This window comes from Streptomyces sp. NPDC037389 (assembly GCF_040636475.1).
Taxonomy (GTDB): domain Bacteria; phylum Actinomycetota; class Actinomycetes; order Streptomycetales; family Streptomycetaceae; genus Streptomyces; species Streptomyces hesseae.
The window spans coordinates 90,578-110,231 of the sequence record NZ_JBEZUS010000004.1; the positions used below are offsets into that span (position 1 = coordinate 90,578).

A 19,654-nucleotide genomic window follows, 5' to 3' on the forward strand; every position below is an offset into this window, starting at 1 on the left:
CGTCTTGGTCACACATCAACCGTAGGCAACGGGAGCGGAGACGTCGTCCGCTTGGCAGCGGATCTCCGGGGGTCCGTCTCAAGTACTACGCGAGGACGTCCCCCAGCGTCCGCGCCGCCCGTTCCACCTCCGCGAAGGTCGTGTACAGCGGGGTGAAGCCGAAGCGCAGCAGGTCCGGGGGGCGGTGGTCGCCGACCACGCCGCGCCGGACGAGCTCGGCCATCGTTCCCGCGGCGGCCTCGGCCGGGGCGGCCTTCAGGGCCACCTGGCTCCCCCGTTCCGCGTGCGCGAGGGGTGTGACGGACACGACCCGCCCGGCCGGTACGTACGCCTCCGCGCAGCGCAGGAAGAAGTCGGTGAGGGCGAGGCTCTTGGCCCGTACGGCCGTGAGGTCGACGTCCTCCCAGACGTCCAGGGCCGCGTCCAGCGCGAGCAGGGAGAGGATGTCCGGCGTGCCGACGCGGCCGCGCTGCGGGCCGCCGGCCGGGGTGTGGTCGGGGGCCATGCCGAAGGGGTCGGCGTGGGAGTTCCAGCCGGGCAGCGGGGAGTCGAAGCGGGGCTGGAGGTCGCGCCGGACGTAGAGGAAGGCGGGCGCCCCGGGGCCGCCGTTGAGGTACTTGTACGTACAGCCGACGGCGAGGTCCACGCCGTGCGCGTCCAGGCCGACGGGCAGCGCGCCCGCGCTGTGGCACAGGTCCCAGACGATCCGCGCCCCGGTGGCGTGCACGGCGGCCGTGAGGGCGGGCAGGTCGTGGAGGCGGCCGGTGCGGTAGTCGACGTGGTTGACGAGGGCCACGGCGGTGCGGGGACCGGCCGCGGCGGCGAGGTCGGCGACGGGGACGGCCCGGATCCGGCAGCCGGTCAACCGGGCCGCGGAGGCGGCGATGTAGCCGTCGGTGGGGAAGGTGGCCGCGTCGACGAGGACCTCGTCCCTGGCCCGGCCCCCGGACCCCGCGCCCTCCCCCATGCGGACGGCGGCGACGACGGCCTTGAAGACGTTGACGCTCGTGGAGTCGCCCACGACGATCCGGCCGGGCGCGGCCCCGACGAGCCGCCCGACGCGGTCGCCGACCCGCTCGGGAGCGGTCCACCAGCCGCACTCGCCCCACGACCGGATGCGCAGCCGCCCCCACTCGCGCCCGACGACGTCGGCCAGGCGGGCGGGGACGGCGCGCGGGAGGGCGCCGAGGGAGTTGCCGTCGAGGTAGACGGTGTCGTCGTCGAGGACGAACTCCGCGCGCTTGGCGCGCAGCGCGTCGGCGGCGTCGAGGGCGGCCGCCTCGGCGCGTAATCCTCCGGCGCGTAATCCGCCGGACGCTCCGGTGCCCCCGGCGTCAGACACGGCTTCGCGCCGTCCACAGTTCGGGGAAGACGTGCTTCCCGGCCCGCTTCTCCAGCCAGGCGACCCCGGCCGAGCCGCCCGAGCCCACCTTGGCGCCCATGGCGCGTCTCGTGGCGACGAGATGGTCGTTGCGCCAGCGCCACACCAGCTCCGCGACCTCGGTGAGGGCCTCGCCGAGCCGGCACTCGTCGGTGTTCTGGTCGCCCGCGTAGACGCGGTGCCAGACGTCCTCGACGGCCGGGTCGCTCGTGTAGCGCGTGGCGAGATCGCGGTCGAGGACGGCGGCGGGTATCGCGTGGCCGCGCCGGGCCAGCCAGCCCAGCGCCTCGTCGTAGAGGCCGGGCGCGTGGAGGGCCTTCTCCAGCTCCGCGTGGACGCGCGGCGCGCCCCGGTAGGGGACGAGCATCGCGGGGGACTTCTCACCGAGCAGGAACTCCAGGCGGCGGTAGGCCGCCGACTGGAAGCCGGACGCCTCGCCCAGGGCGGCGCGGTAGGAGTTGAACTGGGTGGGCGTCAGATGGGCGAGCGGCTCCCAGGAGGAGTTGAGCGCCGCCAGCTCGTACGCGGACCGCTTGAGCGCGGCCATCGCGACGGGCAGTTCGTCTTCGCGCAGGGCGCGCGCGGCGGTCTCCCACTCATGGACGACGACCGTGAACCACAGCTCCATGACCTGGGTGGTGACGAGGAAGACCATCTCGCCGGGGTCGCTGGAGAGCGGCTTCTGAAGGTTCGTGAGGACCTCGGCGCGGACGTAGGCCTCGTACGGGGTCGTGCCCTCGAACTCGAGATGGGGGGCGGTGGGGGCGTGCGGCATCGCGGACTCCTCGCAGAGTGCTCCCGGGTAGCGGTCCGCCCCTTCCCGTCGGCATCGGAGCCCCGGTCCCCTGTGCGCATCTTGCGTCGCGGACGCCGCCCACGGCAAGAGCCGTGGGCGGTGTCGTTGCCGGTGTCGGGCCGGTGTCGGGCCTGTTCGCGACGAGGCGTCGGAGACGCGTCGGGAACGTCGGGGACGTCAGCCGAGGGTGCTGGCGGCCGTCGGGGAGCTGTCGCGGAGGAACGTGCTGCACCGCTCGTACTCCTCCTGCTCGCCGATCGCCTGGGCGGCGCGGGCGAGGGCGTGGAGGGCGCGCAGGAAGCCGCGGTTGGGCTCGTGCTCGAAGGGCACCGGGCCGTGGCCCTTCCAGCCGCTGCGGCGCAGCGCGTCGAGGCCGCGGTGGTAGCCGGTGCGGGCGTAGGCGTACGACTCGACGGTCCGGCCGGCCTCGAACGCGTCGTCGGCGAGCTGCGCCCAGGCCAGCGAGGACGCCGGGTACTTGGCGGCGACCTCGGCGGGGGCCGCGCCGGAGGCGAGGAGCTCGCGCGGCTCGGGGTCGTCGGGCAGATGGGTCGGGGGCGGTCCCCCGAGCAGGTTCTCGTGAATGGACATGGGGCCCAGTCTGCCGCAGCCGTGCGTGGTGCCGGAGGTCCCCTCGGGGTCATCGTTCCGCGTTACCGGCGGCGTCCCCCGGGTCCAGTGGCGGCGCGGTCACCCCGCAGTGGAAGGCGCACTCCGGGTGGCAGGACGCCGGTTTCGGCTCTCGGATCGTCCACCAGGCGATTCCGGCGCCGATGACCAGCGCTCCGGCGCAGTAGACCATGGCCAGGTCGAACGCGCCGGAGAAGGCCGCCGGGTCCCGGTAGGCGTCCGGCCCCATGCCCGCCGCCAGCGGCAGCGCGGCCACGGCGATCAGTCCGGCGGCCCGGGCGGCGGCGTTGTTGATGCCGCTGGCCAGCCCTGCCCGGGCCACGTCGACGGAGGCCAGGACCGTGGCGGTGAGCGGCGCGACCAGCGTGACCATGCCCAGGCCGAGGACGACGAGCGGGGGCAGCACGTCCCGCCAGTAGGAGGCTCCGTGCCCGACGCGCGTCATCAGCAGCATGCCCACCGCGCACAGCAGCGGCCCGGCCGTGAGCGGGACGCGCGGCCCGACGCGCTGGGCTATTCGGCCCGAGCGGGAGGACAGCAGCAGCATCAGCACGGTCGTGGGCAGCAGGGCCGTACCGGCCTCCAGGGCGGACCAGCCCACGACGACCTGGAGCTGGAGGACGGAGAGGAAGAAGAAGCCGCTGAAGGCCGCGTAGACGAAGAACGTGACGACGTTGACGGACGAGAACAGCCGGACGCGGAAGATCCCGAGCGGCAGCATCGGATCGGGCCGGCGCCGCTCGACCCGGATGAAGGCCACCCCCAGCAGGACGCCCGCGACCGCGGGGACGATCACCCAGGCCGAGAGGCCCTTGTCGGGGGCGGCGATCAGCGCGTAGGTCACGGCGGCGAGGGTGAGCGCGCCCAGCGCGGCGCCGGCGGCGTCGAAGCGGCCGCGGGCCGTGGGGTCCCTGGTCTCAGGGACGTGCCGCCGGGCGACGAGGACGCACAGGGCGGCGGGCGGGAGGTTGATCAGGAACACCCAGCGCCAGCCGGGCCCGTCCACCAGCCAGCCGCCGACGAACGGGCCGACGGCCGCGGCCACCCCGCCCAGACCCGACCAGGCGCCCACCGCGGCCGCCCGGTCGTCGGGGTGGAAGACCGCCTGGAGCACCGCGAGCGAGCCCGGGGTGAGCAGCGCGCCGCCGACGCCCTGGAGGGCCCGGGCGGCGATGAGCACCCGGACGTCGGGCGCGATGCCGCACAGCAGCGAGGCCAGGGCGAACCACACCACGCCGATCACGAACACCCGGCGGCGGCCGTAGCGGTCGCCCAGCGAGCCGCCGAGGAGGATCAGCCCGGCGAGGGTGAGCATGTAGGCGTTGACCGTCCACTGGAGGGCGGCGAGGTCGGCGCCCAGGTCCCGGCCGATGTGGGGCAGCGCGACATTGACGACGGTGCTGTCGAGCAGCGCCATGCCCGAGCCGAGGACGGTCGTCAGCACGACCCACCGGCCGGTGGGGGTGCCGAGGCGTACGGCGGCGGTGCCGGGCGGCCCGGCGCCCGGGCCGGCCTCCGGCTCGTCCGGCTGGGGGGACACCCGCCCGGGGTCCCGCGCGGAGTCGCTCATGTCCGGATCATCTCGTGCGGGCGCCGTCGCGGCCACAGGAAAGGGCCCGGCACGGTTCGTACGAACCGTGCCGGGCCCCTGACCCGCGAGGGGTTACTTCAGCTTGGTGCCGGTGGAGCGCAGGTCGGCGCAGGCCTTGGTGACACGCGCGGCCATGCTCGCCTCGGCGAGCTTGCCCCAGGTGCGCGGGTCGTAGGTCTTCTTGTCGCCGACCTCGCCGTCGACCTTCAGGACGCCGTCGTAGTTCTTGAACATGTGGGCCGCCACCGGGCGGGTGAAGGCGTACTGGGTGTCGGTGTCGAGGTTCATCTTCACGACGCCGTTCTCCAGCGCGGTGCGGATCTCCTCCTCGGTGGAGCCGGAGCCGCCGTGGAAGACGAAGTCGAACGGGTCGGCCTTGCCGTGCTTGGCGGCGATGCCGTCCTGGAGGTCACGGAGCAGCTCGGGGCGGAGCACGACGTTGCCCGGCTTGTAGACGCCGTGGACGTTGCCGAAGGAGGCGGCCAGCAGGTAGCGGCCCTTCTCGCCCAGGCCCAGGGCCTCGGCGGTGCGCTCGACGTCCGAGACGGTGGTGTAGAGGTCGTCGTTGATCTCGTGGGAGACGCCGTCCTCCTCGCCACCGGTCGGGGTGATCTCGACCTCAAGGATGATCTTCGCCTTCACGGCCTCGGCGAGGAGCTCCTTGGCGATGGCCAGGTTCTCGTCGAGCTTCTCGGCGGAGCCGTCCCACATGTGGGACTGGAAGAGCGGGTTCTGACCGGCGGCGACGCGCTCCTGGGAGATCGCGAGCAGCGGGCGGACATAGCCGTCCAGCTTGTCCTTCGGGCAGTGGTCGGTGTGCAGCGCGATGTTCACCGGGTACTTCTTGGCGACGACGTGCGCGAACTCGGCGAGGGCGACGGCGCCCGAGACCATGTCCTTGCTGTACTGGCCACCCAGGAATTCCGCGCCACCGGTGGAGATCTGGATGATGCCGTCGCTCTCCGCCTCGGCGAAGCCGCGCAGGGCGGCGTGCAGAGTCTGCGTCGAGGTCACATTGATGGCCGGGTAGGCGAACTTGCCTGCCTTCGCCCGGTCGAGCATCTCGTTGTAGACCTCGGGGGTTGCGATGGGCATCTGTCCGCTCCTTGTGATGTGCGGGTACGGGCTAAACGGGCCCTGACCTAGGGGGCGACGGTCATCGTCGAACCCATCTTCCCAGACTCCCGAAATTGCTCCACATGGTGCTGGTCACGGATCTTGAACGGAATAACCGAAGGGCGCGGTGTTTCACGTGAAACACCGCGCCCCTCAGAGCCGAACGGGGCTCGCACTTTCGCGCGAATTCCCAAGAAACAGCAGGTCAGGCCAGTAGGCCGGGCCGACGGATCAGGCCAGGCCGAGCTCGTCCAGGGAGTAGGCGTAGACGTAGGGAACGCCCGCGGTCTCGCTGATCTTCTCGGCGGCACCGGTCGCCCGGTCCACGATCGTGGCGACCGCGACGACCTCGCCGCCGGCCTCGCGCACGGCCTCGACGGCCGTGAGCGGCGAGCCACCGGTGGTGGAGGTGTCCTCGACCACCAGGACGCGGCGGCCCTTGATCTCGGCGCCCTCGATACGGCGCTGGAGACCGTGGGCCTTGGCCGCCTTCCGCACGACGAAGGCGTCCAGCGACTTCCCGCGCGCCGCGGCGGCGTGCAGCATCGCGGTCGCCACCGGGTCGGCGCCCATGGTCAGGCCGCCCACGGCGTCGAACTCGAGCTCGGCCGTCGTGTCGAGCATGACCTGCCCGACCAGCGGCGCGGCCGTGCCGTCCAGGGTGACCCGGCGCAGGTCGATGTAGTAGTCGGCCTCCATGCCGGAGGAGAGGGTGACCTTGCCGTGGATCACGGCCTTGTCCTTGATCTGGCCCAGCAGTGCCTCGCGCGCTTCGCTCATGTCCATGAGCTTAGGCCAGGCCCAGGGACCGCCAGGTCCAGGTCGTGGCGATCTCCAGGGGGTCGATCGGGGTGACGAGGCGGGGGTCGGTGTTCAGCCCGTTGGGCGGTCCGGACTGCGGTTCCACGCACACCGCTTCGGTCTGCTCGTCGTAGACCACGACCCATTCGGCGCGGCTGGTGACCTTCAGCTCCAGGGCGCCGGGCCAGGTGAGGGTGACGTCGACGCCGTCGGGCATCCCGAAGCAGTCGTCCCAGGGGCCGGGCCGGGGATCGATCCGCTGTCCGGTGGGGAGGTGGTCGTCGCCGCGCTCCTCCTGCCAGGACGGCCGGAAGCCGATCTCCACGTCCTTGCCCATGCCGAGGTTCCGCAGGAACCAGGGGTGCCAGCCGGCCTGCGCCGGGAAGGAGTCCTCATAGGTCTCGACGCCCATGGTGAGGGTGAGGGATTCCTCCGTCAGCTCCACCAGTTGGGTGACCCGGCCGCTGTACGGCCAGGGGTCGCCAAGGTCGTAGGTGAACGCGGCGGAGCGCTCATCGGCCCGGGCGGTACGCCAGGCGACGTCCCGGCCGGTGCCGTGGATGGCGTGCGGGGCGGAGTTGATGGGCATCTGGTGGGTCTCGCCGCCGTCCCGGAAGCGGCCGAGCGCGATGCGGCCGCACCACGGGACCATGGGGAAGGCGCCATAGCGGGGGCCTTGGCGGAGCAGCTCGACTCCGTCGATCCTGAGGCCGGCGAGCCGGCATCCATTGCCCGGGTCCACGGTCACTTCGGCGCGGCCGGCGGCCAACGTTACGTTTTCGCTCACGGGATTGACCCTAGGGCCTGCGGCCGGCGCCGACCTGCCGGTTTGCGGGCAGGCGTTCCGCAGGGCCGGGGGCACCTCCCAGCGGTAGCCGGGGGAGGGTGGGCACAAACCGGCCCACCGGGCCGCACCTGTACGCGGCGCTCAGCGCCTGCGGCGGAACGCGCGGGTGACAACCACCGCACCCGCCAGGGCGATCGCCGCCGCCGGCGCGGCCCACCGCAGCACCGCCGTGCCCGTGGCCGCCTCGGGCGCCGGCACCGGCGCGTAGCGCCCACGCGGCGGCGCGTGGTCGACCTCCTCCGCGCTGCGGCCGATCATCGTGCGGCGGGCGTGCGCCGCCTCCGCCAGGGGCTCGCCGTCGAGGACGTCGTCCTCGAAGCCGCCCGCCCCGCCGAGCGGCCCGTCCTCCTCGCCGTCACCGTCGGGCTCGACGGACTCGGCGGCCCCGGCGCCGTCGCCATCCGGCTTCGCCGACACCACCGGCACCTCCGCCGCGTCCTCCCGCAGCTCCTCCGCCAGCGCCGCCCCGAAGCGGTCGAGCAGCCGCCGCGCCACGGACTCGGCGGTCTTCGCGTCGAACTCCGCGAGCCGGCCCACGCCGGCGACCGTTCCCGTGCAGCTCAGCCGGGTGCCCCCGGGCGTCTCCTCCGGCTGCGCGCTCAGCGTGAGCGTCACCGTGCCGGAGCCCCGGGCCTCGGTGCCCTCGCCGGAGAGCTCGTACGAGCCGTCCCGCTCGGTCAGCCGCATCTCACCCCGGTAGGTGATCGTGGATCCGCCGATGCGCAGCCGGAGCCGCCCGGTGAGGGCGGCACCGGACGAGGCGTCCTGCTGGAGGCCGGGGACGCAGCGGGCGACGCGCGCGGGGTCGGAGAGGACCCGCCGCACCGCACCGACGGGAAACGGAACGAACACCTCATGCTCCATAGCTAGCGAGCCTACCCACCGGGCCCCGCACCAGGCCCGCCCCGGTCGAATCCGATCGAACTTTCCGTCAGAAGACGGTCAGTCTCCGACAGTGAAACGCTCTCCGACGTGCTTGGGCGTCTCGATCTCGTCGATCAGCGCCACAGCGTAGTCCTCGACGGAGATCCGGCTCTTGCCCGCCGCGTCCACGACGAGGTCGTTGAGCGCGCTGCGGTAGGTGCCCGAGCGCTCGCCGGGCTCGATCAGGGCGGCCGGGGAGACATTGGTCCATCGGACGTCGGAGACCGTGCGGTAGAAGTCCAGCGCGTCGCCGTGCGCGTGCATGATCTGGAGCAGGAACTCCGGCAGCCCCTCCGCGTCCCAGACCTGCTTGCCGTCCGGGGTGCGCAGCGAGCCCGCGCCGCCGACCGTGATCAGCCGGGGGGCCGTGTCGCCGAGCGTGCGCAGGCCGGTGACCAGCGACTCCGCCGCGGGCTTGATGGTGGCGATGTGGCCGGGGCCGTCGCCGCCGCCGACGGCGCTGACGACGACGTCCTGGCCCTTGGCCACCGCGGCGACCGAGACCGGGTCGAGGACGTCACCGGTGGTGACGGTGAGGTTCGGGTGCTGCTCGGTGAGCTTGGCGGGGTCGCGGACGACGGCCGTGACCTGGTGGCCGCGGTCCAGCGCCTCGCGCAGGACGCGGGTGCCGATGGTGCCGTTGGCTCCGAAGAGGGCGATCTTCGCCATGAGGGTGTCTCCTGTCGCACGGTTCAAGGACGTGTGGTGACGTGTAGGTGGTGTAGCTGTGGTGATGTGTACGCGTGGTACGCAATGACCACGCTAGGAGCGGCCGCCTCACCCGGCCAGGTAGGCTCGCGTCTTCCCATGGTGAAAAAGCGACACACTGCCCCGTGCACGTCCGTCGAGAGCGACGGCGGCATCCTGGAGCTCGCGTACGAGCCCCCGCCCGGCGCCCCGCCCGGGCTGGAGGTGATGACCGTGGCCGAGCTGCGCGAGCGGGCCCCCGAGGGGCTGCTGCCCAGGCCGCAGCGGCTGGACTTCCACCAGCTCGTCGCCGTGGACGCCGGCTCCGCCGTCCACACCGTGGACTTCCGCACCCACACCCTCGACGCGGGATCGGTGCTGTGGGTCCGCCCCGGGCAGGTCCAGCAGTTCGGTGACGTCGACGCGATCGAGGGCACGGTCGTCCTCGTCCAGCCGGGTTTCATTCCCCCGGGCACGGCGGTCTCCGAGGCGGCGGACGACCCGTTCGGGCCGGTGCTGTGGCGGCCGGGCGGCGAGGACGAGGAGGCCGTCTTCTGCGCCGTGCGCCATCTGGCGACGGACTACCGCACCGGCGAGCGGCTGGCCTCCGCCATCCGCACGGAGGTGTTGCGCCATCTGTTCTCGGTGCTGGTGCTGCGGCTGACGCACGCCTCCGCTCCCGTGAGCGGCCTGCCCGCCCCCGGGGACGCCTTTATGCGGTTCCGGGCCGCCGTGGAGCGCGACTTCGCCGCTCATCGCCGGGTGGCCGACTACGCCCGGACCCTGGGCTACGCACCCCGCACCCTGTCACGGGCCACCCTGGCGGCGGCCGGGGTCGGGGCGAAGGAGTTCGTCGACCGCCGGGTGATGCTGGAGGCCAAACGGCTGCTGGCGCACAGCGAGCTGCCCGCCGCGCGGATCGCCGAACGGCTCGGCTTCGCCGACGCCGCCAATTTCTCCAAGTTCTTCCAGCAGCGCGCGGGAGACACCCCCGGCGCCTTCCGGACGGCCCTACGCGGTCAGCCCGCGTAGCGCGGGTGCATCAGCGTCGACGGCAGGGCGCCCGCCTCCTTGCGGCGCTCGGCCGCCCGGCCCTCGGCACGCAGCGTCTCCGGGGTGAGGGACGGCAGGGGCGGCCGGGCCTCGGCCAGCGCCAGCCGTACCGGCGCCCGCGCGGCCAGCAGGCACCCCCAGTCCCGCTCGGGCGCCCCCCGCCCCTGGGAGGCGGCCGCGCGATAGGGCGCGGTGCGCAGCCCCACGGACCGCAGCGTCGCGTCGACGGTCCAGAAGACATGCGGCCGGGCGTCGAGGTCCCCCCCGTGCACGGCTATTCGGCCGCCCGGGGCGAGGACGCGCGTCACCAGCCCGTAGAACTCCTGGGAGTAGAGCTTGGTGCTGGGCGTGAGCCCGGGGTCGGGCAGATCGGAGATCACCACGTCGTACGGGCCGGCGGCCGGCCGGCCCTCGCGCAGCCAGTCGAAGGCGTCGGCGGTCACCACCCGCACCCGTGGATCGCGGTACGCGCGGCGGTTGAGAGAGACGAGGCCGGGGTCGGTCCGGGCCAGCCGCAGCACCTCGGGGTCGAGCTCGACGACGGTCACGGAGCGGACATCGGCGTAGCGCAGCACCTCGCGGACGGCGAGGCCGTCGCCGCCGCCGAGGACGAGGACACTGCGGTGCGCCCCGGCCATGGCGGGGTGGACGAGCGCCTCGTGATAGCGGGACTCCACGTCCCCGCTGACCTTCAGCCGGCCGTCGAGGAAGAGGGAGAGCGGCCGCCCGTCGCCGTCCCCGCCGGTCAGCACCACCTCCTGGACCCCCGACCGCACCGCGACCCTTACGTCCGCGCCGTAGACGGCCTGCCGGGCGGCCCGTTCGAAGGGGCCGGTGAGCACCGAGCACGCCGCCAGCACCACCAGCACCAGGCCGTTGGCGGTGAGCAGCGCCCAGCGGGCCCTCGTCGACAGATCGCGCCGGAAGAGCCAGAGCACCAGCGCCCCGCCCGCCACAGCGTTGACCGCGCCGGTGACCAGGGCGCCCGTCAACTGGCCCAGCGCGGGCAGCAGAAGGAAGGGAAAGGCGAGCCCGCCGACCAAGGCGCCCACATAGTCGGCGGCGAAGAGGTCGGCGACCGCACAGCCCGCGTCCTGGCGGCGGATGCGCTGGATGAGCGTCATCAGCAGCGGCACTTCGGCGCCGATGAGCACCCCGATCGTGAGCGAGAAGGCCACCATGGCGAGCCGGGCCTGTCCGTACCAGGCGAAGCAGGCGTAGAGCGCCATGGCGGAGAGGCCGCCGGTCAGCGCGAGCACCGCCTCGACGGCGGCGAAGCCGAGCGCCGGGCGGGCGCGCAGCCGTTTGGCGAGCAGCGAGCCGACGCCCATGGCGAAGACCATGACCGACAGCACGACGGACGCCTGGGTGACGGAGTCGCCGAGGAGGTAGGAGGCGAGGGCGACCAGCTCCAGCTCGTAGACGAGGCCGCAGGCGGCGCAGATGAAGACCGTGGTCAGCACGGCGAGACGGCCGAGCCCGGCCGGTACGGGCAGCCGCGCCGGTACCGGGCGGTGGAGGACCATGCGGTAACGCTACGTCACGAACCAGGGCCCCCTTGTCACCCACACGGGTTTAATATTCACGCGCCTGGGCGACTCCCACAGGGGTCCGGTCATCTCTCAGGAATCTCTCACGGGATCTCTCACAGGGGCGCGGTCATCCGCACGCCGACCCGGGTCCGGGTGGCCACCAGCCGCCCCTCCTGGGGGTACGCGTGCCAGGTGCGCCAGCTGATCTGGCCGTCGCGGCGCTGGGCGAGCAGGGCCGTGAAGGCGTGGGGATCGCCGGGAAACGTTCCGGCCAGCCCCTGGGGGTGTTCGGCGACCAGCGCCAGGAGCTCCTGGGCGCGGCCCGCGAACGAACATCGCGAGAGGGTCTCCACCCGTGCCGCGAACTCGTACTCCCACGCGCCCACGCGCTTGGCGACACCCAGGGGCAGCGGGGTCTGGCTGCCGGGTATGCAGGCGACCGTCTCCGAGCAGACTCCGTCCTCCTCTTCGAGTATGACCTGGTGGGAGGCGCCCAGCAGGCGCAACTGCACCGCCGAGTCGTCGAGTTGCAGGTCGAGCACCGCCAGCGCGGGCAGGGGGTCCTTCCCCAGACACCAGGCGAGATCGGCGGCGCGGGTATCGGTGTAGGTGGTCTTGAGGGTGGTGAGCATGGGTCGGCTCCGCGAGCGGCAGTGGAGGGTGGGCCGGCCCGCCCCGAGGAGGACCAGATTCCTGATCGAGTGCGCCGGCTCATGCCCACATTTGAGGTCCCGCGGACCGGTTCCGGCAGGGGCCATTCCGGTGTGCCGGGGATTCCCGGGGATTGTCTCAACGTGGCTCTGATTGAGAGGGAATCACGAAAGAGCGGCGCCCACAGCGGTTTTACCCATCATCTGCAACTTTCCATCCACCCGAGGGCCATACAGTTCAAATGTTCAACAGACCGGCGCACATAAGTTCAACACATCGGCGTCCGGCGGATACGGAAAACCCGCCGGACGCATATGCGGCTGGGCATGAGCCCCTTGCAAATCTCCCGATCAAGCGGCGGCGATCAGCTTCTCCACGGCCTCGATCACGGACTTCTCCCGCCGGCAGAAGGAGAAACGCACCAGATGGGAGGGGGCGTCCGGAGCGAGCTGGAAGGCAGAGGTGGGAATCGCCACCACCCCGGCGCGCAGCGGCAGTTCACGGCAGAATCGCACGCCGTCCGCGTGCCCCCACGCGCGGATGTCCGCCTGGAGGAAATAGCCCGCCTCCGCGCGATAGGGGCGCAGACCGGCCCGGGTGAGCCCCTCGCTCAGCAGATCCCGGTTACGGCGCAGAGTGCGCCGGAGCTCCCCCGCCCACTCCTCCACGCCCCCCAATGCCCGCGCGAGCGCCTCCTGATAGGGCGTACCGGACGCATAGGTGAGGAATTGTTTCGCCGCCGCCACCGCCGACACCAGCCGGGCCGGACCGCACACCCAGCCGACCTTCCACCCCGTGACGTTGAAGGTCTTGCCGGCCGAGGAGATGGTCAGGGTCCGCTCCCGCATCCCCGGCAGGGCGGCGATCGTCCGGTGCGGCGCGTCGTCGTAGACCAGGTGCTCGTAGACCTCGTCCGTCACCACCGTCAGATCGCGCTCCCGGCAGAGCTCCGCGATCGCCGCCAGCTCCGCCGCCGTGAACACCTTCCCGGTGGGATTGTGCGGGGTGTTGAGCATCAGGACGCGGGTACGGCCGGTGACGGCGGCCCGCAGCGCGTCCAGGTCCAACGCGAAACCCGGCGCGCCCCCGGCAGTCCCCCCAGTGGCTTCCCCGGCGGTCTCCTCGGCCAGGGGTACGGGCACCAGCCGGGCCCCGGCGAAGCGGGCCACCGCCGGATAGGCGTCGTAGCAGGGGTCGAAGGCGAGCACCTCGTCACCCGGATCGCACAGCGCCATCAGCGCCGCCGCGATCGCCTCCGTGGCACCCGTGGTCACCAGCACCTCGCCCTGCGGCGCGTACTCCAGCCCGTACCGCCGCCGCTGGTGCCCGGCGACGGCCTCGCGCAGCGCGGGGAAGCCATAGGCGGGCGGGTACTGGTTGGCGCCCGCCAGCACCGCCGCGGCGGCCTCCTCCAGCAGCGGGCGGGGGCCGTCCAGTTCGGGCACGCCCTGGCCCAGGTTGACCGCCCCGGTCCGCCGCGCCAGCTCGGTCATCTCCGTGAAGACCGACTCCCCCATGCCCCGCACCCGCTCCGCCGGGCGCCAGCCCATCTCCCTGGTGTCCATGCTCATCCCCACTCCCGTTGTCCCATCGGGTCATTCCGGTCCGGACGATCGAGATCACGATAGGCGGGGCACGCGGGCGCCGCCCAGGACGCCGAGGGCCTCAGCACACCGGGCGGCCCACCGGCATGCCGACACTCCGGGGTGCGGCCGAGCGGGTGGAAGGCACGCCGCTTACGGGCGTTTCCCGGTCGCGCGCGCGAGGACCGCGCCGCATGGTCGGTATGCCTCGATCGTTCCGGTCGGTATGCCTCGACCGTCCCGTCCCGCACCGGAGGTACCCCGTGTCCGCCGGCCCCGCCGTCCACCGCGACGCAGTGCCCGTCCGGGCCCCCGAACCGCGCCGCGCCCCCCAGGGCCGCCGCCGTCCCGGCCGTACCGACCGCGTGCGCGCGGCGCTGCGCCGAGCCCTGCCCGCGCTCGGGCTCTACGCCGCCACCCGGCTGACCGGCATGACGGTGATGGCCGCGTGGGCCTGGTGGATCGGCAAGCACCCGCGCACCCTGCTCGGCCACCTCTGGGACGGCATCTGGTACGCGGGCATCGCCCGCCACGGCTACGGCCTGGTCGTCCCCTCGCCCACCACCAAAGGCGTCTTCTACAACGACCTCGCCTTCTTCCCCCTCTACCCCGGGCTGGTCCGGGGCGTCGTGGCCGTCCTGCCGGTCACCGTCGTCACGGCCGGGCTCCTGGTCGCGTGGGCGGCCGCCGGGGCCGCCGCCTGGGGCGTCTACGCGGTCGGCGAGCGACTGCACGGCCGCCGCGTGGGGACGGTCCTGGTGCTGCTGTGGGGGCTGCTGCCGCACGCGATCGTGCAGACCATGGCGTACACCGAGTCCCTGATGACCGCGCTGGCCGCCTGGTCGCTCTACGCCCTGTGCACCCGCCGCTGGCTCTGGGCCGGGGCACTGGCGCTGCTCGCCGGGCTCTCCCGGCCCAACGCGATCGCCGTCGCCGCCGCGATCGCCGTCGCCGCGGCCGTCGCCCTGTGGCGCGACCCGGACGCCCGCCGGGACCGGCGGGTCTGGGCGGGCACGGCCATGGCGCCGCTGGGCTGGGCCGGCTACGTCGTCTGGGCCGGCCTCCACTCCGGGGGCGGGCCGCTGGGCTACTTCAGGGTGCAGCGGCTGTGGGGCTCGCGCTTCGACTTCGGGCGCGACGCCTTCCTCTTCACCCGGCACCTGTTCACCGGCCGGGACTCCATGGCGTACTACGTCACCCTGGCGATCCTCGCCGTCGCCCTCGTCGCCCTGGTCTTCCTGGCCCTGGACCGGCCGCCCGCCGCGCTGCTGGCGTACGCGCTGGTGCTGGCCGTCATCGCGGTCGGCGGCTCCAGCTACTTCGCCTCCAAGCCGCGGTTCCTGCTGCCGGCGTTTCCGCTGCTGCTGCCGGCCGCCGTGGCGATGGCGAGAGCCCGGCCGCGCACCGTCGTCGTGACGATCGGCGCGCTGGCCGGGCTCTCGTTCCTCTACGGGACCTATCTGCTGACCGTGGCCAGGGTCCCGATGTAACCGCTTCGGCGACGCGGACGCCGAAGGCTCAGGCCTCGTCGTCCGGCTTCTCGATGTCGGCCTCCAGGCCCAGCTGCTCGACGAGCCACTTGTCGAACTCGATCGAGGCGCGCACCCAGCTGACCGTGCTGGAGACGAAGTGCTCCAGGGCCACGCCGACGCCGATCAGCATCTGCGCCTCACCGATCAGACGGACGGTGCCGTCGTCGTGGGTGTGGGTGTAGACCTTCGGCCACAGCGTGCGGCGGTTCCAGTCGTCGATGGCCTCAAGGAGCTTGCCCTTGGCCTCGATGTCGTGCGGACGGTCGTAGAACGTGCGCACGGAGAAGACCTGCTGCTCCTCCTCGCCCCGGAACATGAAGTACGTCCGGAACTGCTCCCACGGCGCGGCGAGGTCACCCTCGTCGTCCACGACGTACTTGAGCTCCATCTGCTCCAGGAGCTGCTTGATCAGGTCCTTGTCCGGGATGACGGGGCCGCTCGCGCCCGCCTCAGGCTGCGGCTCGGGCTGGTTCCCGAAATTCGGAATCGAGGACGGGTCGATGCTCACCGATTTCTTCCCTTCGTACGGTCTCCCGCCATCCTCCCCCATCGCGGGCGGGGCCTGGTAGCCCCGCCCCGCCGGATGTCACGCCGTTTTCGCGGCCGCCTCTTCCCGAACGGGCGAAACGGTGAGCGCCTCCGCCCCGTCGGCCACATCGACGCGGACGGTGTCGCCGTCGCGGACCTCCCCGGAGAGGATCGCGCGGGCGAGCCGGTCGCCGATGGCGGTCTGAACCAGCCGGCGCAGCGGCCGCGCGCCATAGGCGAGGTCCGGCTGGGCGGCGCCCTCCGCCCCCGGCTCGTGACCGAGCCAGGCGAGCCAGCGCAGCGCGGCGTCGCTGACGTCCAGGGTGAGCCGGCGGTCGGCGAGGCGGCGCTGGAGGTGGCCGATCTGGATACGGGCGATCCGCTCCAGCTGGTCGGTGCCCAGCGGGTGGAAGACCACGGTGTCGTCGAGCCGGTTGAGGAATTCGGGGCGGAAGGAGGCGCGGACGGTCTCCAGCACCTTCTCCTTCTTCTGCTCCTCCTTCAGCAACGGGTCCATCAGGAAGGCCGAGCCGAGGTTGGAGGTGAGGATGAGGATGGTGTTGCGGAAGTCCACTGTCCGGCCCTGGCCGTCGGTGAGCCGGCCGTCGTCCAGGACCTGGAGCAGGATGTCGAAGACCTCGTGGTGGGCCTTCTCCACCTCGTCCAGCAGCACCACCGTGTACGGGCGGCGGCGCACGGCCTCGGTGAGCTGGCCGCCCTCCTCGTAGCCGACGTAGCCGGGGGGCGCGCCGACCAGGCGGGCGACGGAGTGCTTCTCGCCGTACTCGCTCATGTCGATGCGGACCATCGCCCGCTCGTCGTCGAAGAGGAAGTCGGCGAGCGCCTTGGCCAGCTCGGTCTTGCCGACGCCGGTGGGGCCGAGGAAGAGGAACGAGCCGGTGGGACGGTCGGGGTCGGCGATCCCGGCCCGCGAGCGCCGCACGGCGTCGGAGACGGCGCGTACGGCCTCGGCCTGGCCGATCAGCCGCTTGCCCAGCTCCTCCTCCATGCGCAGCAGCTTCTGCGTCTCGCCCTCCAGCAGCCGGCCGGCGGGGATGCCGGTCCAGGAGGCGACGACGTCGGCGATGTCGTCCGGGCCGACGTCCTCCTTGACCATGAGGTCCTTGGCGGCGGCCTCCTGCTCGGCCTCCACCTCGGCCTTCGCGGCCTCCTCCAGCTCGCGCTCGACGGCGGGGATCTCCCCGTAGAGCAGCTTGGAGGCGGCGTCGAAGTCGCCGTCGCGCTGGGCACGCTCGGCCTGCACCCGCAGATCGTCCAGGCGCTCCTTCAGCTCACCGACGCGGTTGAGGGACTGCTTCTCCTTCTCCCAGCGGGCGGTCAGTCCGCGCAGCTCCTCCTCCTTGTCGGCGAGGTCGCGGCGGAGCTTGGCCAGGCGCTCCTTGCTGGCCTCGTCCACCTCGTTGCGCAGGGCCAGCTCCTCCATCTTCAGCCGGTCGACGGCGCGCTGGAGTTCGTCGATCTCCACGGGCGAGGAGTCGATCTCCATGCGCAGCCGGGACGCGGCCTCGTCGACGAGGTCGATGGCCTTGTCGGGCAGGAAGCGGGAGGTGATGTACCGGTCGGAGAGCGTGGCGGCGGCGACCAGCGCGGAGTCGGCGATCTGCACCTTGTGGTGCGCCTCGTAACGACCCTTGAGGCCGCGCAGGATGGCGATGGTGTCCTCGACGGACGGCTCGGCCACCAGCACCTGCTGGAAGCGGCGCTCCAGCGCGGGGTCCTTCTCGATCCGCTCGCGGTACTCGTCGAGAGTGGTCGCGCCGACCATGCGCAGCTCGCCGCGCGCCAGCATGGGCTTGAGCATGTTGCCCGCGTCCATGGCGGAGTCCCCGCCGGCGCCGGCGCCCACGACGGTGTGGAGCTCGTCGATGAAAGTGATGATCTGGCCGTCGCTGGCCTTGATCTCGGCCAGGACGGTCTTCAGCCGCTCCTCGAACTCGCCCCGGTACTTCGCGCCCGCGACCATCGCGCCCAGGTCGAGGGCGACCAGCCGCTTGTTCTTCAGCGACTCGGGGACGTCACCCTTCACTATCCGCTGCGCGAGCCCCTCGACGACGGCCGTCTTGCCGACGCCGGGCTCACCGATGAGCACGGGGTTGTTCTTCGTCCGCCGCGAGAGCACCTGCACCACGCGCCGGATCTCGTGGTCCCGGCCGATGACGGGGTCGAGCTTGCCGTCGCGGGCGGCGGCCGTGAAGTCCGTGCCGAACTTCTCCAGCGCCTTGTACGTGCCCTCCGGATCGGGGGTCGTCACGCGCCGGCCGCCACGGGCCGCCTCGAACGCCTCCAGCAGCTTCTTGGCGGAAGCGCCCTGCTGGTCCAGCAGGGCACCGCTGCGGCCACCGCGCGCGGCGAGGCCCATCAGCAGGTGCTCGGTCGAGATGTACTCGTCGCCCAGGTCACGGGCGCGGTCGGCGGCGTCCGCGAGGACGGCCATCAGCTCCCGGTCCGGCTGCGGCGGCGCCACGGTCGACCCCTGAACGCTCGGCAGCCCCGCCAGCAGCCGCTCCGCCCCCGACCGCAGCGCGGCGGCGTCGGCCTCGACGGCGGCGAGGAGATCCATCACGTTCTCGTTCTCCTGGCCGGCCAGGAGGGCCAGCAGGAGGTGGACCGGCGTCAGGTCGGCGTGCCCGGCCGACACGGCACGGTCGTTCGCGGCGCTCAGCGCCTCCCGGCTCTTGTTGGTCAGCTCGGCGTCCACGGTGACGGGCTCCTCCTCGTGCTCACAGGGCTTGCCTGCGGGAACATGCAATAAGTTGAGTCTATTCCACTCAACCTTGGCCGCACAGCCCTCACGCCCGAAAAGTACAGCCATTCCCTATTCCGGGCGGAGCTGTGCCAAGATCATTTATGGCGTTCCCCCCACCAAACGGCGCCAACCGTTCTCACACCAGGGACTTTCACCATGTTCCGATTCCACGGGGGATCGCGCCCCTTGAGCCGCCCCTTGAGCCACGCGGCCATCGGCACCGCGCTCGTCCTCGCCACGACGGCGGGACTCGCCCTTCCCGCCTCCGCCGCGCAGGCGGCGCCCGTATCCGCCGTCGCGGCCGCCGCCTCCGGCCCGGCCGTGCCCTCGGATTTCGCGGCCCGCTACGCGAACGGCGTCGTCCTGACGTGGACCGCCAACAAGGACGAGGCCACCACCGGCTACCGGATCCACCGCTGGCGCACGGCGGACGGCCCGGACACCGCCCAGGTGATCGCCACCGCGGGGAAGGTGCCCTTCGCCGGGCGCCACGTGGACGAGACCGAACTGGACAAGGGCGGCGTCCACTACAGCTACGCCATCACGGCCGTCGGCAAGGACGGCGCGGAATCCGCCTTCTCCACGCCCCGGGACATCGTCCGCCCCTGGCACGCGGCCCCCGTCGACGTCCGCGCCACCCTGGCGGACGGCACGCTCAACATCCACTGGAAGCAGCCCGAGGCGGGCGACCGCCCCGACCACTGGATGATCTACCGCTCCAGGACCGCCCCGGTACGCCCCGAGACCGGCGCCGAGCTCTTCTACGAGGCCGGCGGACCGGACGTCAGCCTCCAGGTCCCGGAGAAGGAGGGCAACGACTACTTCTACGCGGTCGTCGCCATCGTGCCCGCCCGGTCGGCGTACTCGACGTCGGTCAAGCCCACCCTCGCCGAGCGCAAGCCCGGACAGCCCGCCGCCCCCGTCATGTGGCAGGTCGCCAACACCGGCGACCAGGGCGAGATCGCCCTGGTCAGCTGGGACGACGGCAAGGCCGAGCCCGGCGACCCCCGGATCGTCGGCTACAACGTCTACCGCTGGACGTCCGAGGAGCGGCCCGACGCCACGGACCGCAGCGGCGCGACCAAGCTGAACCCGGCACCCGTCAGCGGCCGTTCGCTCCAGGACCGGGACGTCAAGGACGGCACCAAGTACTGGTACGCGGTGACGGCGGTGACGGCGGACGGCGTCGAATCGGCACCGGCCGCGCCGGTCCTGTACTGGACCGCCTGACGTCC

17 protein-coding genes are annotated in these 19,654 nt (G+C 72.6%); 3 read left to right on the top strand and 14 right to left on the bottom strand.

The features are described from left to right. Window positions 1-85 precede the first annotated feature (85 nt). The 9 genes from kynU to AB0E98_RS10050 all read right to left on the bottom strand — a co-directional run bounded on the left by kynU (window position 86) and on the right by AB0E98_RS10050 (window position 8,755). Window positions 86-1,342 (bottom strand): kynureninase, encoded by a 1,257-nt coding sequence (gene kynU, locus AB0E98_RS10010; RefSeq protein ID WP_361700732.1) that lies wholly within the window; start codon window positions 1,340-1,342, stop codon window positions 86-88. Further along, a complete protein-coding gene (locus AB0E98_RS10015; protein WP_361700735.1) occupies window positions 1,335-2,156 on the bottom strand; it encodes a tryptophan 2,3-dioxygenase family protein in 822 nt (273 codons plus the stop codon). The genes kynU and AB0E98_RS10015 overlap by 8 nt, the downstream gene beginning before the upstream one ends. A gap of 198 nt (window positions 2,157-2,354) precedes the next feature. Then, window positions 2,355-2,768, bottom strand: coding sequence for a DUF3151 domain-containing protein (locus AB0E98_RS10020; RefSeq protein WP_361700738.1), 414 nt, complete (start codon window positions 2,766-2,768; stop codon window positions 2,355-2,357). 49 nt (window positions 2,769-2,817) lie between these two features. After that, complete coding sequence (locus AB0E98_RS10025) at window positions 2,818-4,377, bottom strand: MFS transporter (RefSeq protein WP_361700741.1); 1,560 nt, start codon at window positions 4,375-4,377, stop codon at window positions 2,818-2,820. 93 nt (window positions 4,378-4,470) lie between these two features. Next, entirely contained in the window at window positions 4,471-5,493 is a 1,023-nt protein-coding gene (gene fbaA, locus AB0E98_RS10030; RefSeq protein ID WP_311612852.1) for a class II fructose-bisphosphate aldolase, read from the bottom strand. Window positions 5,494-5,745: 252 nt separating this feature from the next. Next, entirely contained in the window at window positions 5,746-6,294 is a 549-nt protein-coding gene (gene pyrE, locus AB0E98_RS10035) for an orotate phosphoribosyltransferase (RefSeq protein WP_361700743.1), read from the bottom strand. A 10-nt stretch (window positions 6,295-6,304) separates the two neighbouring features. Continuing rightward, a complete protein-coding gene (locus AB0E98_RS10040) occupies window positions 6,305-7,102 on the bottom strand; it encodes an aldose 1-epimerase (RefSeq protein WP_361700746.1) in 798 nt (265 codons plus the stop codon). A 141-nt stretch (window positions 7,103-7,243) separates the two neighbouring features. Next, window positions 7,244-8,026, bottom strand: a complete 783-nt coding sequence (locus AB0E98_RS10045) for an SRPBCC domain-containing protein (protein ID WP_361700749.1) — start codon at window positions 8,024-8,026, stop codon at window positions 7,244-7,246. 78 nt (window positions 8,027-8,104) lie between these two features. Continuing rightward, window positions 8,105-8,755, bottom strand: coding sequence for an NAD(P)H-binding protein (locus AB0E98_RS10050; protein WP_361700752.1), 651 nt, complete (start codon window positions 8,753-8,755; stop codon window positions 8,105-8,107). A gap of 138 nt (window positions 8,756-8,893) precedes the next feature. Between AB0E98_RS10050 and AB0E98_RS10055 the strand changes: the two genes are divergently transcribed. Next, a complete protein-coding gene (locus AB0E98_RS10055) occupies window positions 8,894-9,805 on the top strand; it encodes an AraC family transcriptional regulator (protein WP_361700754.1) in 912 nt (303 codons plus the stop codon). On the opposite strand, the gene AB0E98_RS10060 is transcribed toward AB0E98_RS10055, so the two are convergent. The 3 genes from AB0E98_RS10060 to AB0E98_RS10070 form a co-directional block, all read right to left on the bottom strand. Next, window positions 9,793-11,352 (bottom strand): polyamine aminopropyltransferase, encoded by a 1,560-nt coding sequence (locus AB0E98_RS10060; RefSeq protein ID WP_361700757.1) that lies wholly within the window; start codon window positions 11,350-11,352, stop codon window positions 9,793-9,795. The genes AB0E98_RS10055 and AB0E98_RS10060 overlap by 13 nt on opposite strands. Window positions 11,353-11,471: 119 nt before the next feature. Beyond that, a complete protein-coding gene (locus tag AB0E98_RS10065) occupies window positions 11,472-11,990 on the bottom strand; it encodes a DUF2617 family protein (protein WP_361700760.1) in 519 nt (172 codons plus the stop codon). Between the two features lie 369 nt (window positions 11,991-12,359). Then, window positions 12,360-13,574 (bottom strand): aminotransferase class I/II-fold pyridoxal phosphate-dependent enzyme, encoded by a 1,215-nt coding sequence (locus tag AB0E98_RS10070; RefSeq protein ID WP_361701509.1) that lies wholly within the window; start codon window positions 13,572-13,574, stop codon window positions 12,360-12,362. 281 nt (window positions 13,575-13,855) lie between these two features. On the opposite strand from AB0E98_RS10070, the gene AB0E98_RS10075 reads away from it, so the two are divergent. Continuing rightward, window positions 13,856-15,082 carry a hypothetical protein gene (locus AB0E98_RS10075; RefSeq protein ID WP_361700763.1) on the top strand — a complete coding sequence of 409 codons (1,227 nt, stop codon included), beginning with the start codon at window positions 13,856-13,858 and terminating at the stop codon, window positions 15,080-15,082. Window positions 15,083-15,110: 28 nt separating this feature from the next. Here the strand turns inward: AB0E98_RS10075 and AB0E98_RS10080 are convergent, their stop codons facing one another. Next, complete coding sequence (locus AB0E98_RS10080; RefSeq protein WP_361700765.1) at window positions 15,111-15,632, bottom strand: YbjN domain-containing protein; 522 nt, start codon at window positions 15,630-15,632, stop codon at window positions 15,111-15,113. 78 nt (window positions 15,633-15,710) lie between these two features. After that, on the bottom strand, window positions 15,711-18,371 hold the full coding sequence (gene clpB / locus AB0E98_RS10085) for an ATP-dependent chaperone ClpB (protein ID WP_361701510.1): 2,661 nt from the start codon (window positions 18,369-18,371) through the stop codon (window positions 15,711-15,713). A gap of 234 nt (window positions 18,372-18,605) precedes the next feature. On the opposite strand from clpB, the gene AB0E98_RS10090 reads away from it, so the two are divergent. Then, window positions 18,606-19,649, top strand: coding sequence for a fibronectin type III domain-containing protein (locus AB0E98_RS10090; RefSeq protein WP_361700768.1), 1,044 nt, complete (start codon window positions 18,606-18,608; stop codon window positions 19,647-19,649). Window positions 19,650-19,654: the final 5 nt, after the last annotated feature.